Annotated in this window: 12 protein-coding genes; 8 read left to right on the top strand and 4 right to left on the bottom strand. The window is 41.7% G+C overall.

The features are described from left to right. Positions 1-39: 39 nt before the first annotated feature. On the bottom strand, positions 40-276 hold the full coding sequence (locus tag H6G76_RS08350; RefSeq protein WP_190698269.1) for a hypothetical protein: 237 nt from the start codon (positions 274-276) through the stop codon (positions 40-42). Between the two features lie 547 nt (positions 277-823). Here H6G76_RS08350 and lepA point away from each other — a divergent pair. The 3 genes from lepA (at position 824) to H6G76_RS08335 (ending at position 5,384) form a co-directional block, all read left to right on the top strand. Further along, positions 824-2,635, top strand: a complete 1,812-nt coding sequence (gene lepA / locus H6G76_RS08345; protein WP_190698266.1) for a translation elongation factor 4 — start codon at positions 824-826, stop codon at positions 2,633-2,635. A gap of 371 nt (positions 2,636-3,006) precedes the next feature. Continuing rightward, positions 3,007-4,194, top strand: coding sequence for a glycosyltransferase family 4 protein (locus H6G76_RS08340; protein ID WP_190698263.1), 1,188 nt, complete (start codon positions 3,007-3,009; stop codon positions 4,192-4,194). A 164-nt stretch (positions 4,195-4,358) separates the two neighbouring features. Then, positions 4,359-5,384, top strand: a complete 1,026-nt coding sequence (locus tag H6G76_RS08335) for a cyanophycinase (protein ID WP_190698260.1) — start codon at positions 4,359-4,361, stop codon at positions 5,382-5,384. A gap of 136 nt (positions 5,385-5,520) precedes the next feature. Here the strand turns inward: H6G76_RS08335 and H6G76_RS08330 are convergent, their stop codons facing one another. Beyond that, a complete protein-coding gene (locus H6G76_RS08330; RefSeq protein ID WP_242056348.1) occupies positions 5,521-6,309 on the bottom strand; it encodes a DUF1868 domain-containing protein in 789 nt (262 codons plus the stop codon). A 147-nt stretch (positions 6,310-6,456) separates the two neighbouring features. On the opposite strand from H6G76_RS08330, the gene holA reads away from it, so the two are divergent. Both holA and H6G76_RS08320 read left to right on the top strand, forming a co-directional pair. After that, a complete protein-coding gene (gene holA / locus H6G76_RS08325; protein ID WP_190698257.1) occupies positions 6,457-7,446 on the top strand; it encodes a DNA polymerase III subunit delta in 990 nt (329 codons plus the stop codon). Positions 7,447-7,556: 110 nt separating this feature from the next. After that, complete coding sequence (locus H6G76_RS08320) at positions 7,557-8,030, top strand: DUF4168 domain-containing protein (RefSeq protein WP_190698254.1); 474 nt, start codon at positions 7,557-7,559, stop codon at positions 8,028-8,030. An 807-nt stretch (positions 8,031-8,837) separates the two neighbouring features. Here the strand turns inward: H6G76_RS08320 and prmA are convergent. Both prmA and serA read right to left on the bottom strand, forming a co-directional pair. Beyond that, positions 8,838-9,755 carry a 50S ribosomal protein L11 methyltransferase gene (gene prmA / locus H6G76_RS08315; protein WP_190698347.1) on the bottom strand — a complete coding sequence of 306 codons (918 nt, stop codon included), beginning with the start codon at positions 9,753-9,755 and terminating at the stop codon, positions 8,838-8,840. A 341-nt stretch (positions 9,756-10,096) separates the two neighbouring features. After that, a complete protein-coding gene (gene serA, locus H6G76_RS08310) occupies positions 10,097-11,677 on the bottom strand; it encodes a phosphoglycerate dehydrogenase (protein WP_190698251.1) in 1,581 nt (526 codons plus the stop codon). A gap of 517 nt (positions 11,678-12,194) precedes the next feature. Here serA and H6G76_RS08305 point away from each other — a divergent pair. From H6G76_RS08305 to H6G76_RS08295, 3 genes are read left to right on the top strand one after another with little or no spacing between them, the layout of a single operon-like run. After that, entirely contained in the window at positions 12,195-12,914 is a 720-nt protein-coding gene (locus tag H6G76_RS08305) for a Uma2 family endonuclease (RefSeq protein ID WP_190698248.1), read from the top strand. A gap of 45 nt (positions 12,915-12,959) precedes the next feature. Further along, positions 12,960-13,586: a type I restriction endonuclease gene (locus H6G76_RS08300; RefSeq protein ID WP_190698245.1), complete on the top strand. Its 627-nt coding sequence runs from the start codon at positions 12,960-12,962 to the stop codon at positions 13,584-13,586. A 3-nt stretch (positions 13,587-13,589) separates the two neighbouring features. Next, on the top strand, positions 13,590-14,765 hold the full coding sequence (locus H6G76_RS08295) for an IscS subfamily cysteine desulfurase (protein ID WP_190698242.1): 1,176 nt from the start codon (positions 13,590-13,592) through the stop codon (positions 14,763-14,765). The last annotated feature ends 7 nt before the right edge of the window (positions 14,766-14,772 follow it).

Genomic DNA, 14,772 nt, shown 5'->3' with positions numbered 1-14,772 from the left:
ATTTGTTTTCTTGTCTTAAGAGAAGCTTGTGCGTGGATGTCAATCATTCCATTCACCCCTAGGCGGAACAGGCGTGCGATAAGGAGTCCGTGTCAGTTCGTCATCTCTAGAAAATTCACCCCGCAACCATTGACGGATTGCTACTTCAATCACCTTGCTAGGATCATTGGTAAGATGTTGAATTTGCTCTAGTAACTCTGAATCTAAACGGACAGCGATTTCTACCTTATCGGGTTGTCTTTGCTCCGCGTCGGTAGCTTTCTCTTTCATATTCATAGGTTTTATACTGTGAAATTGTTTTGTCTAAAGCTCTGTAAAGTACTTCTACTCACCTTCGGGTTAGTTTACTGACAAATCTTCAAGGTATGGTTACATAGTTCCCCGAAATCGTACCAAAAGTAACATCATGATGTTTTAAGTGGCAGTTTTCATAGAAGTTACCAGACAATGCTTTAGAAGTTTTGTCAGTAAATCAGTAGATTTGAGCATTTACATAGTGTAACTGCCCACGATACCTACTCTATGTACTTATATATATATTCATTGTACGCTGCTGATTGATCAATACTTGCCACGAAAAATAGACTTAATTATAGAGACTTTATTTAGATTCACAAACTACCTAAGAGTCAATAGTCATTGGTCATTTGTATTATTTATTCTCCCCTGCTCCTCTGCCCTTCCGCCCCCTCTGCGCCCCTACTCTCTACTCCCAATTCCCCACTCCCCCTGCTAAATAGCAGCGTCTTGGCAAAGAAAGCATTAAAATACATTAAGTAAATCGCTCTTTTAACCTTGGTTGCTGCTTCAGCAAAGATAGTATATGACTGACGTTCCCGCAGTTCGCATTCGCAATTTCTGTATTATTGCTCACATTGATCACGGGAAATCAACCCTCGCCGATCGCCTGCTGCAAGCCACTGGTACTGTTGACGTGCGGCAGATGAAGGAGCAGTTTCTCGACAATATGGATTTAGAACGGGAGCGCGGCATTACAATTAAGCTGCAAGCTGCCCGGATGGATTACACTGCTAAAGATGGTCAGCAGTATGTATTAAATTTAATTGACACGCCCGGACACGTAGATTTTTCCTATGAAGTTTCTCGCAGTTTAGCGGCTTGTGAAGGGGCATTATTGGTTGTAGACGCGTCACAAGGCGTGGAAGCGCAAACGCTGGCGAATGTCTACTTGGCATTAGAGCATAACCTGGAAATTATTCCAGTTTTAAATAAAATTGACCTCCCTGGGGCAGAACCAGACCGAGTAATTAGTGAAATTGAAGAAATTATCGGTCTTGATTGCAGTGGGGCAATTTTAGCCTCGGCCAAAGAAGGGATTGGGATTGACGAGATTTTAGAGGCGATTGTTGAACGCATTCCGCCAGCACCCGATACAGTAGACCAACGTTTACGGGCGTTAATTTTTGATAGCTATTATGACCCTTACCGAGGCGTAATTGTATACTTCCGGGTAATGGATGGTCGGGTGAAAAAAGGCGATCGCGTTTATCTAATGGCATCCGGCAAAGAATACGAAATCGACGAGTTGGGTGTACTTTCTCCGACTCAAAAGCAAGTCGATGAACTCCACGCCGGAGAAGTGGGTTATTTGGCAGCCGCTATTAAAGCGGTAGCCGATGCGCGGGTAGGCGATACGATTACCCTGTCTAATGCCAAAGCAGACGAAGCCTTGCCAGGTTATACCGAAGCCAACCCAATGGTTTTTTGTGGGATGTTCCCTATTGATGCTGACCAATTTGAAGACTTGCGGGAAGCTTTAGAAAAGCTCAGACTGAATGATGCCGCACTGCATTATGAACCAGAAACTTCTAGCGCGATGGGTTTTGGTTTCCGTTGCGGGTTCTTAGGCTTGCTACACATGGAAATCGTTCAAGAACGGTTGGAGCGTGAGTATGATTTGGATTTAATTATTACTGCTCCTTCGGTTGTTTACCGTGTAACTACTGTCAAGGGTGAAGAAATATATATTGACAATCCCAGCCATTTACCAGCACCCAACGATCGCGAAAAAATCGAAGAACCATACGTGCAAGTAGAAATGATTACCCCAGAGGGATACGTCGGCACGTTAATGGAGTTGTCTCAAAATCGGCGCGGTGTCTTCAAGGATATGAAATATCTCACCCAAGGGCGCACCACCTTAACTTATGAGTTACCCTTGGCAGAAGTTGTCACCGACTTTTTTGACCAGATGAAATCGCGATCGCGCGGTTATGCCAGCATGGAATATCATCTCATCGGCTACCGCGAAAATCCCCTGGTGAAGTTGGATATCATGATTAACGGCGACCCCGTTGATTCCTTGGCAATGATTGTCCACCGTGATAAAGCTTACAACGTCGGGCGGTCAATGGCTGAAAAACTCAAAGAATTGATTCCTCGCCATCAATTTAAAGTGCCAATTCAAGCCTCAATTGGTAGCAAAGTCATCGCCAGTGAACACATTCCCGCTTTACGCAAAGACGTATTAGCTAAGTGTTACGGTGGTGACATTAGCCGGAAGAAGAAACTGTTGCAGAAGCAAGCGAAAGGTAAAAAACGGATGAAGGCTGTAGGTACGGTAGATGTACCTCAAGAAGCTTTTATGGCTGTTTTACGTTTAGACCAAAACTAAAATAGACTGTTACTAACCGCATACCATCTACCAAGGAATGTATAAGGGAAGATTCACACAGATGAATTTCTCTTTACATTCCTTTATTTATGTCCTGAATATTTTTACGTCAGGCTGAAAACATTCAAGGAAGGTTGGTTTACGCCAAAGGGGGGTGAAATACTTCCTCTCCTTTGGCGTTTTATAGATTAATCTAGAAAGTTTCATGAGGTATTTGTGAATCTAACTAACCTTGCTACCCTGTAATCAATAAAATTGTTAAATAATTAGAAAACTTTAGTAAACACCGTGAATAAACTGATTTCTCACCCTTGTATTTTTTAGATAAATCGAGATTTGAGAAATTTATCAAACTTTGGAGAGTTTAGTAAATGAAAATATTGGTATTAAGTTGGGAGTTTCCACCAAGGATAGTAGGCGGGATTGCCCGACACGTGGGAGAGTTGTACCCAGAACTAGCCAAGTTGGGACATGAAATCCACTTAATTACCGTGGAGTTTGGTCAAGCACCGATGTATGAAGTAGTTGAAGGCATAAATGTCCATCGTGTACCAGTAGCTTATGGTAATGACTTTTTCCACTGGGTGGTGAATATGAACCAAAGTATGGGACATCACGGTGGCAAATTAATTGTAGAGGAAGGCCCGTTTGATTTAATTCATGCCCATGATTGGTTAGTTGCGGATGCGGCGATCGCTCTCAAGCATAATTTTAAACTGCCCCTAATTGCAACAATCCACGCTACAGAATACGGACGCTACAACGGAATTCATAACGATATCCAACGCTACATTCACGGTAAAGAAAACTCACTAGCTTTTGACGCTTGGCGAATTATCGTTTGTACCGACTATATGCGCCGGGAAGTAGAACGCGCCCTCAACAGTCCTTGGGATAAAATCGATGTGATTTATAACGGTATCCGCCCCGAAAAGAAACAGCATCATCAAGATTTTCATTCTCAAGATTTTCGTCGTCAGTTTGCCGATGATCAAGAAAAAATTGTTTACTATGTAGGCCGGATGACTTACGAAAAAGGTGTATCAGTATTATTGAATGCTGCACCCAAAGTGCTGGAACAAATGGGTGGTGACGTTAAATTTGTGATTATTGGTGGTGGTAATACCGATCATCTTAAACGGCAAGCGGCAGATTTAGGTATTTGGCATAAATGTTATTTCACTGGTTTTCTATCTGATGAATACTTAGATAAATTTCAAACAATCGCTGACTGTGCAGTATTTCCTAGCGTTTACGAACCCTTTGGGATTGTGGCTTTAGAAAGTTTTGCTTCCCGCGTTCCGGTAGTAGTATCTGATACAGGTGGTTTTCCGGAAGTTGTGCAGAATACCAAAACAGGTATCGTTACCAGGGCAAATAACCCTGAGTCTTTAGCGTGGGGAATTTTGGAGGTTTTGAAAAACCCAGGTTATCGCCAATGGCTGATAGATAATGCTTATGCGGATTTGCAACGCCGCTTTTGCTGGAAGAAATTAGCCCAGCAAACCCAATCAGTTTACCAGCGAGTTGTACAGGAGCGATCGCGGGTTGATTGGTAATTAAATACAGCGCAAAACTGAGGATAGTGCCGAGAAACGCAGAGAATAAACTATTACTCTGGGTTAATTTGCGTTAAAAAACATTACAAGCCCTGTACGCTGGGAATTTCCAGCCTTCTGATGCGAGAGTAAACAGTAAATGCAGTTTGCTCACAAAAGTTAGTATGACGAAGGCATTCCCAGATATAGCAAAGTTCTGGAAGAATTTGGGAACTGTGTTGTTCAGGATGGGTGCCAGTTTAATAACCCGTCTTTCAGCATACCTGAAACGCTACTTCCTTGACAACACTGTTGATGTTGTTCTGCCGCTTCCCCGATTAGCTGGCCCAGTGTTGAACTTGGGAGGGGGAGGGCCTGATGTTGAGAAGGCTATTCAATGGATGATTGACCAAGTTAGGGGCGGGAGTAACAGCCCTAATAAAGTTGATGTAGTTGTAATCCGCACCTATGGTAGTGATGACTACAATCACCTTATCTGTGGTATGAGAGGCGTGAACTCTGTCAGGACTCTGATAGTTAGCAACCGCAATGATGCCAATAGAAATGATGTTGTCGAAAAGGTGAGAAAAGCTGGGGTAGTTTTCTTTGCTGGTGGCGACCAATGCCAATACATCCGCAGTTGGAAAAACACTAAACTAGAGAATGCAGTGCGCGAAGTCTACACCAGAGGCGGCGGAATTGGGGGTACGAGTGCAGGTGCCATGATTCATAGTGAGTATATCTACGATTCTTGCGCTTGTGAAGACAGCATAGAAACTAGAGAAATACTCGAAGACCCTTATCGAAATATCACCTTTACATACGACTTTTTTCAATGGGGTCATTTGCGCGGGACTATCATTGATACCCACTTCGATAGTCGCAAACGTATGGGTCGAATTATGGCTTTTATTGCGCGGCAAATTCAAGATGGCAAAGCTAAACGTGTTTTAGGCATAGCAATTAGTGAGGAGACATCGGTAGTTATTGATAAATACGGTGTAGCCAAGGTGATAGGTAGGAACGCCGCTTATTTTGTCCTTGGAGACCACCCACCAGAGGTATGCAAACCCCGAACGCCGCTAACTTATCATGACTATAAAATTTGGCGCGTTCCTAGTGGCGATACTTTCGATTTGAAGAACCCACCCAGCCGAGGTTATTACTTTAGGAGTGTGAAGCGGGGGAGGTTTAATTCAGATCCTTATTAGTAGTCTGCCAACCCAAAATTGTTAGGTGAGGGCTGGGAAAAGGGGAAAGGTTAAAGGTTAAAGGAGTAAACATCTTTTCCCTTTCCCCTTGCCCTTTACCCCGCCAAGTTTCCTTAGCGAACCACTAGGCGCAAATTTAAAAATCTAAACTCGGCCAGTCTGGTTCACGATAATAGCGCGTCATATCATCAAACTTTCGTAATTCGACACGATTAGCCAGAAATTCAGAATTATCTTCTAGCCACTGCTGATTGAATTCCGAAAGCATATCACTGAGTTGATTACGGTCTAAATCAGGTGGAATCTCACCGAAGTAGCCTAATGTAATGTGGGCTGTTAAGTGATAGTGCTGTTCAATACCCAAAGCCATTAGCTTGGGATTTTGATAAATTGTGCGGCGAAATTGAATAATCTGTTCGTAGCAGGCTTGATGTTTAGGCACTAAACAAACGCCTAAAGCTCTTGGCATAACAATCAATCCCAGGATTTGCCAAGAAGTTGGGTTAGTTCCTGGTGTTATGGATTGTTGATATTGCTGAAAGATTTCCGCAACACAAGACCGTAATTCTTGGTCAAAGTTGGGATTTTTTTCGCAAGCATCAAGATAAGCATGATCCCAAATCAAGTCTGCCAAAGTTAAATGGAAACTAGCAGGTGGTACAGGAACAATCAAATCATGGTTGATAGGCAACTGCAAAAGTTGCTGTTGATATGTTGTTAATTTTTCATAAAAAGCAGAATTGTCCGATGCTTCGGCGGCGGTAGGGGTAATTAGCGTATACCCAGGAAAGGGGGCTGCTTTTCTAGTTCCATCTTGGGGCTGGAATTTATAAGACTCCTGGATATGCTGAACTTGAGATTTGTATGCTTCTGGTAGCGTCATTCTTGCTACCCGGTTTAGGTAAGTTTGATAGTTGTCGTCCAATCTTCAATAGCCTCGCGTTCTCACTTGATAGATTTTAGGGAAAATTGCTCGGTTTTGTCTGACTGACTTAAAAAGTATTTAGCATTTGGGAAGGGGAATAGGGAGTGGGGATTAGATTTGTTTGTAATTCATTTAGGATTGCTATATATGCCAATCTATGTGTATTGGGGTGAAGATGATTTTGCGATGGAAAAAGCGGTCACTCAGTTACGCGATCGCATTTTGGATCCTCTCTGGACAGATTTTAACTATTCTTGTTTTGCGCCTGATCAACCTGATGCGGCGATTTCAGCTTTAAATCAAGCTATGACTCCAGCTTTTGGTGCTGGTGGGCGTTTGGTTTGGCTGATGAATACCAACCTAGGCCAACAATGTCCGGAAAATGTTTTGGCAGAATTAACCCGAACTTTGGCCGTAATTCCCGAAAATTCACATTTATTGCTTACCAGTCGGAATAAATTAGACGAACGCTTAAAATCTACAAAATTACTGAAGCAATTTGCTACCGAGTTCCGGGAATTTGCTCTCATCCCACCTTGGAAAACCGAATTAATTGTGCAAGCTGTGCATCAAGCAGCCCAAGCTGTGGGCGTTAAACTCACGACTAGAACTGCTGAATTTTTAGCAGAATCAGTAGGTAATGATACAAGGCTTCTTTACAATGAGTTAGAGAAGTTGCGGCTTTATAATATAGATACCCAAACACCTTTACATTTAGATACGGTAACTCAACTAGTCAGGAATACTACGCAAAATAGTTTACAATTAGCAGCAGCAATTAGAACAGGAGATACAGTGAAAGCTTTAACTGTTTTGAATGATCTGATCAATGCAGCAGAACCGGGATTGCGAATAGTAGCGACGTTGATTGGTCAATTTCGTACTTGGCTATGGGTAAAAATCATAACAGAAAACGGTGAGCGAAACCCACAAGCGATCGCTCAAGCGGCTGAGGTTAGTAACCCTAAACGTATCTACTTTTTACAACAAGAAGTCAAATTTTTGTCTGTACAGCAGCTAATTTCGGTTCTACCACTACTACTAGAGTTAGAAGTTAGTCTCAAGCAAGGAGTTTCTGAAGTATCAGTACTCCAGACAAAAGTAATCGAACTTTGTCAAATATGTGGACGCAACTGAAAATACAGATAAAACTTCAGTACACGGAAATTTTGCTGGAACTTCTCACTCTCAAAATAATTCAAAGCCAATAACACACCCCTACAATTAAGCCCTGTGTCACTGAGATTATGAAAAAAATCGCTGATTTATTTTTCCGAGATCGCTTAGTAAATTTACTGCCTAAAACTTTCTTTTGCGGATTTATTGCTACTGCAACTTTAGTATCAGGTAGTATGACATTTGCTTCCAAAGCCTCTGCTCAAAATTTACCAGTCAACAATAATGAAATCGTTAACTATGCTAGAGCGGTGTTAGCAATGGAACCATCGCGTCAGCAAGCTTTTGATGAAATCAAAAAATTGATGGGAGGAGAAATACCCCAGATTGTTTGTAACGACCCGAAAAGTATTAATAACCTGCCCCGGAAACCGAAAGAAATTGCCGTAAATTATTGTAATGAATCTCAGAAAAAAGTTGAACAAAATGGTCTAACTATTGACCGATTCAATACAATTACTATAGAACTTCAAAATGACAATAACTTAAAAAGGCAAGTTTATAATACATTGATTCGCCTGCAAAAAACCCCTGACTCTCCTTAATTTCCGCTCTAGTTTAAAATTTGAGTATCAAAATACCAATCTGCACAGAATCAAACAAAAATTAAGGGTTTAAACCTCATGTATGTGGGTTTTGCTTGTTAGCAATTCCATATTTAACTTGCATATGATTAGCTTAGGGAAAACACTAATTTCTCTTTTTGCTCCCTGCTGTCTGAATATGCTAATTAAAGTTTTTAAATGCTTTTTCTAATCACTAGTGTATTATAAATTTAAACTGCAAATATATCATCTTTCTTTTGGATGAATTTCTAAATAATACCTAGTGATTTACTCAGTTTCTGCCATGCAAAACATATTTTCTAAGATGAATATTTTAGCTGTGTTCATAATAATGTAAAGTTGAACTGTAATTTTTTATAGCTATATTTACTACGCTCAAAAAGCTAGATTTAAGCTTTTCGTGGTGTGATGTCGGATTTTTTCACTTCAGCGATCGCAGCATTTTGAAATAATACCAATTCTCTAAAATGAGGCAACAGATGGAAATTAGGAAAGTCTTACTGGAGATAGATTTCTTAATTGCGAATTGCGAATTGATATAACTCATGAAAATTGCTAGTTCGGGACAATAATCTTATTAAAAAACCTGCCAAAAGATAGAGGCGCAATTCTTTGCACCTCTAGTATTTAAGCTATTTAGAATATCTTCCTAGATTGTTTTCAACTTCTAGTTTTTAATGACAGCAGATTGTAGGTGAATGAGGTTCAAGTTTTCGCCAAAAAGCCATGTAACAAAAGACTTTCAAGCCTGTTCTCTGTCCACTATTACCTGTTACCTGTTTTAATTCAAGAACGACGCACATTTAAACAGCACCATTCTTTTTTCTTCCAGAGAGCCGCGACAACCCAACCATGTTTTTCTAACGCATCTGCGACTGATTTGGATTGTTCTATTAAAATACCGCTAAAGATTGCCCAAGTGCTAGGTTGAGTGATTGCAGTTATTTCTGGAACCAGTTGAATAATTACGTCAGCCAAGATATTACAGACGATACCATCTACTGGTTTTTCAATGATTTTGCTCAAAACATCTACGCTACCTTCGGCTGGAATCAAGCGTTCCTGGCTCACGTTGTTGAGGGTGCGATTGCTGAAAGTTGATTGCACTGCTAAGGGATCATTATCCACAGCATAAACTTTTTCGGCTCCTAGTAAGACTGCACCGATGGATAAAATACCAGAACCGCAACCGATATCTGCGATTATTACTGGCGTTCTTTCTTCGTTACCGATAAACGATTTCGGTACCTCGCTCAAGCGCATTTCTAATGCTTCTAAACACAGTTGAGTTGTGGCATGGTTTCCTGTACCAAAAGCCACTCCAGGATCAAGGCGAATTACTAAACGTTCAGTATTTTCTGGCATTGGTAGCCATGCAGGGTTAATCAAAAAGCGATCGCCTATTTCCTGGGGTTGCCAATATTGTTTCCAACTGGTTGCCCAATCTTCTTCATCGATTAATTGCCAATGCAAGCTAGGCGTAGACATTCCTACACACAAAGCATCTTGACGCAACCGCAACGCCAATGCAGCCAAGTCTAGTAACTGTGCTTGAAATTGCGGTAAGTAAGCCTTAACTAAAGAAGAATTCCCTTTGCGTTCACTTGCTGTCCCCCGGCTACCAAAATCTTCCAGCCGCCAAAAGATAGACTCTTCTAGCTCTGGTTCACATAAAATCTGTAGTTCCCACCAAGTGTTTGCCATATCTGAAGTGTGAAGGATGTAGACGCGAAGCGGTGAAGCAGTGCGTTGGGCGGGTTCCCCGACTTGAAGCAACTGCTGTTAGCGCAGCGTTAGCGACGCAGGAGCGTCACCCAAAGGGCTTGCCGCAGGCTAGGATGAAGTCTGAAGCACCAAGCCCCAACGGAAGGAATTCGCACGCCAGTGAGGGAGTCCGGTGACCGAACGCACTGGCTTGGCTAAACAAACTAAGTCCGCGAAAGCGGACTAATCCAAAATCAAGTTGAGCCTGCCTCCGCAGGCTTTGTCTGTGTAGCTGCGACTTTAATCGTTAGTGCAAGATATGCTTCATCCTTCATCCTTTTTTAAAGTGTGACTGTATAAGCGTCCCGAATGCCTGGTACTTTGGTAATTTCTGCCAAAATGCCATCGGGTAAGGGATCATCAATACTTAAAGCCATTACTGCATCACCACGGACGATTTTGCGGCCTACCTGCATACTAGCAATGTTGACGTTAAAACTTCCGAGCAGAGAACCGAGTTTACCGATAATCCCTGGCATATCGCGGTGTAAGGTAAACACCATATGTTTGCTGGGGGGAACGTTAATGGGGAAGCCATCAACGTCAGTTAAGTGAATTTCTTTTTCACCTAACAAAGCACCTGTCACTGAGTGAGTACCTAAACTACCGGTGGCTTCTAGACGCAGGGAACCAGCATAATCGCGCTCAGAAGCATCTCGTGTTTCGATGACGCGAATTCCCCGTTCTTTGGCTTCGATACTGGCGTTGACGTAATTTACTCGTTCTCGCAGAGCTTGGTAAAGTAAACCTTTTAAGGCTGCGATTACCAATGGCTGACTCTTGTTGGTTGCCAGTTCACCTTGTAATCTGACTGTCAGGGTTTCGACTCTACCGCCAGCTAACTGACCTACCAAGTTACCCAAGGTTTCCGCCAGTTGCATATAGGGTTTGAGTTCTTCTAAAATATCGGGGCCGAGTCCAGGAATGTTAACTGCGGAACGTGCTGGTAGTCCCAAAAGTACATCGCGGATTTGTTCAGCCACATCAATTGCGACATTCACCTGAGCTTCTGTAGTGGAGGCTCCCAAGTGAGGAGTAAGGATGATGTCTTTACCGAGCGATCGCAATTCCGATTCACCCAACGGTTCCGACTCAAATACATCCAACGCTGCACCAGCAATTTTACCTTCTTTAATAGCTGCGGCTAAAGCTGCTTCATCAATAATTCCACCACGAGCGCAGTTAATAATCCGCGCTGTGGGCTTCATTTTTGCCAGAGTTGTGGCGTTAATTAAATGGGTAGTTTCTGAGGTTTTAGGGATGTGGAGTGTAATGTAGTCAGATTGCTGCATCAGCAAATCTAAATCCACCAACTGACAGCCAATTTGTTCGGCTCTTTCAGTGGAGATGAAAGGATCATAAGCCAGTAATTTCATCCCCATTGCCTTAGCTACTGTGGCAACATGGGTGCCTATTTTCCCTAAACCAATAACACCGAGAGTCTTTTTGTAAACTTCTGCACCTACAAAAGTTTTGCGATCCCACTCACCACTTTTGACAGAAGCGTTAGCGTCAGGGATGTGACGAGACAAAGACAACATCATCGCTAGTGCGTGTTCTGCTGCTGCGATCGTGTTTCCTTCAGGGGAATTAACTACAACAATTCCTCGGCGTGTAGCAGCCGGCACATCAACATTATCTACCCCGACACCAGCACGTCCAATGATTTTTAAATGTGTGCCAGCCTCAATAATTTCTTCTGTCACTCTTGTGCCAGAACGAATCATTAAGGCATCGTAATCACCAATAATTTCGATTAATTCGGAGGGTTTTAAACCAGTTTTGACATCAACAGTAGCAACTTGGGAAAGAATGTCAATTCCAGCTTGGTCAATAGGATCGGATACGAGAACCTTGGACATGATTACTTCATTTAAAACTATAGGTTTTGCTGCACAAGACTTTTTAGTTTAGTCCTTATCAGCTACAATTCAGCAAAAATATTCGTTTTAATATCAACTTCGCTTTCCCACCTTGTGGTGTTGATATTAGAGTGTCAGTTAAAGCATGGGATAGTTATAACCAATAATTCCTTAGTGATATAAGACCCTATATTTATCTACGGGGCAATCTAAAATCTAAAATTGTCTGATGCTGCCTCCTGGTCACTGAAAACGAGTGGCTGTTAATACACCCTTTGGTAAATATAAACAATAACAGAGCCAAAAAACTAAGATATTTATTAATCCTTACGACTTGTGAATGCAAGGGAATAGGGAGTAGGGAATGGGGAATAGGGAAAGTATAAAACTTTTCTCCTGCTGCCTATTGCCTGTTCTCTACTCTCTGTTAATCCGAAATCGCTATAATTCTGGTGAGGATATTGGCGTGGGTAGGTTCGTAGATTAAAGCCAAGCGTCCGTAATAGGGAAACCAACCATGTTAGAGTACAACTTGCCCAGGTACTTACCTTCTGCGGAAGAACTACCAGACTCTGATGAAACTCCTGTAGATAATGAACTGCAAGAATTAATACCAGGGTTACTCAAGGCCATTCTGTTGCTACTTTGGTCAGAACGCATGGACTGGTTCTTTGGTGTGAATATGGGTATTTATTATCACCCAGATAAACCACCAATTGTCCCAAATGGGTTTTTGAGTTTGGGCGTAGAACGCTTCTATGATGAAGAACTACGTCCTAGTTATGTGCTGTGGGATGAAAATGTTCTACCAATTTTGGTGTTAGAAGTAGTTTCTCAAAATTATCGCAAAGAATACAGCGATAAATTGGATGACTACGCGGCTATGGGTGTACTTTACTATGTGATTTATTCTTCTCGTCGTCGCCGCAAACCCCATTTAGAAGTACATGAGCTGGTTAATGGTAAATATCAATTACAATCAGGTAATCCTGTTTGGTTAGCAGAAATCGGCTTAGGAATTGGCTGTGAACGCGGAAATTACTGCGGCTTAACCAGAGAATGGCTTTATTGGTATGACGAAGAAGGAAAAAGATATCCCACCCCAGAAGAACAAATTAAAGCAGCACAAAAACGTGCTGAATTGGCAGAACAACAAGCGCAACAAGAAGCAAGACGCGCTCAACAATTGGCGGAACAATTAAGAGCTTTAGGCATAGATCCAGATACTCTTAATTAAGAATTAGATGGCAGAATAATTAATCTACGCTCATAGTTAATTAATATGGTTCAAATTATCCAAGCTCAAAATATTGGATTTGCCGATTTAGAGAAAAAGTTTGGTTTAGAAATATCACAAGATGAAAATTTTTTCTCAGAATGGTTAGAGGATGTACCGGTAGCAACAAATTTAGATAAACAATATTTGGATAGGGTAAAATCTAATTTCTTAAGTTTGGTTAAACGTCCACCAATTTTAGAAAATGCTGTCAAAATGGTGGTGCTATCACCCCTATTAGACTTGGCGGGATTTTATCATGAGCCGTTTGCGATCGCAACTGAAGAATCTGTAGAAATTACAGTCGAAGATGCAGCAGAAATTATCAGAGGCAGAATCGATGTTTTGGTTATTCAAAAGCAATTGTGGCTGCTGGTAATCGAATCTAAAAGAGCCAGCTTATCTCTTTTAGAAGCTATTCCCCAGGCTTTAGTTTATATGCTGGGTAGTCCCAATGTAGATAAGCCTGTGTTTGGATTTGTCACTAACGGCGAAGATTTTCAATTCATCAAGCTAATAAAGCAAGATAAGCCTAAATATGCTTTGTCTGATAAATTTACTTTATCAAGACGAGAAAATGAACTATACAAAGTTCTGCAAATATTAAAAAAACTAAGTCAAGTTTTAACTTAATTTATGTCTAATCGTCCTATCTATCTTGATTGCCATGCTACTACACCTGTAGATGAAAGAGTATTAGCAGCAATGTTGCCCTATTTCATAGAAAAATTTGGCAACCCAGCGAGTATTAATCATGTTTATGGTTGGGAAGCAGAAGCGGCTGTCAAACAAACGCGAGAAATATTAGCAGCAGCAATTAATGCTACACCCGAAGAAATTATCTTTACAAGTGGTGCGACTGAAGCAAATAATTTAGCCATTAAAGGTATAGCTGAAGCTTATTTTCCACAAGGTCAGCATATTATTACAGTGGCTACTGAACACAAAGCAATTTTAGACCCTTGTAAATATTTGAAAACTTTGGGTTTTGAAATTACAATTCTGCCAGTTAAACAAGATGGACTGATTGATTTAACTCAATTAGAACAAGCTTTTCGTCCCGATACGATTTTAGTATCAGTGATGGCGGCTAATAACGAAATTGGCGTGTTGCAGCCGATAGCCGAAATTGGGGAAATGTGCCGCGATCGCAATATCATTTTCCATACAGATGCCGCCCAAGCTATTGGTAAAATACCCTTAGATGTGCAGGCAATGAACATCGATATTATGTCCCTGACTGCTCATAAAGTTTACGGCCCCAAGGGTATTGGTGCATTATATGTCCGTAGACGCAACCCTAGAGTTCAACTTGCACCCCAGCAGCATGGCGGTGGACACGAAAGAGGAATGCGTTCGGGAACTTTGTACACACCGCAAATAGTTGGTTTTGGCAAAGCTGTAGAAATTGCTTTAGCAGAACAAGCAACCGAGACTGAACGCCTTACCCAACTCAGGCAAAGTTTGTGGACACAACTATCGCAGCTAGAAGGAATTCACCTCAACGGACATCCCACCCAAAGACTAGCAGGAAACTTGAGTATCAGCGTTGAGGGAGTCGATGGTGCTGCACTGTCTCTAGGACTGCAACCAGTAATGGCGGTATCCTCCGGTTCTGCTTGTTCATCGGCAGTTACCGCACCTTCTTATGTTCTTACAGCTTTGGGACATTCCGAGCAACTAGCTTACGCCTCGATTAGGTTTGGCATTGGAAGGTTTAACACAGCCGAGGAAATTGATATAGTAGCAAAATCTGCGATCGCTACAATTCAAAGTTTACGCAAGCAGAGAACCCTAGTACACAAACGTTGAAGTAAGT

The sequence above is a fragment of the Nostoc sp. FACHB-152 genome, assembly GCF_014697475.1.
Lineage (GTDB): Bacteria > Cyanobacteriota > Cyanobacteriia > Cyanobacteriales > Nostocaceae > Nostoc_B.
Note: the sequence above shows the minus strand (reverse complement) of the source record. Positions and strands in the feature narration are given on the sequence as shown.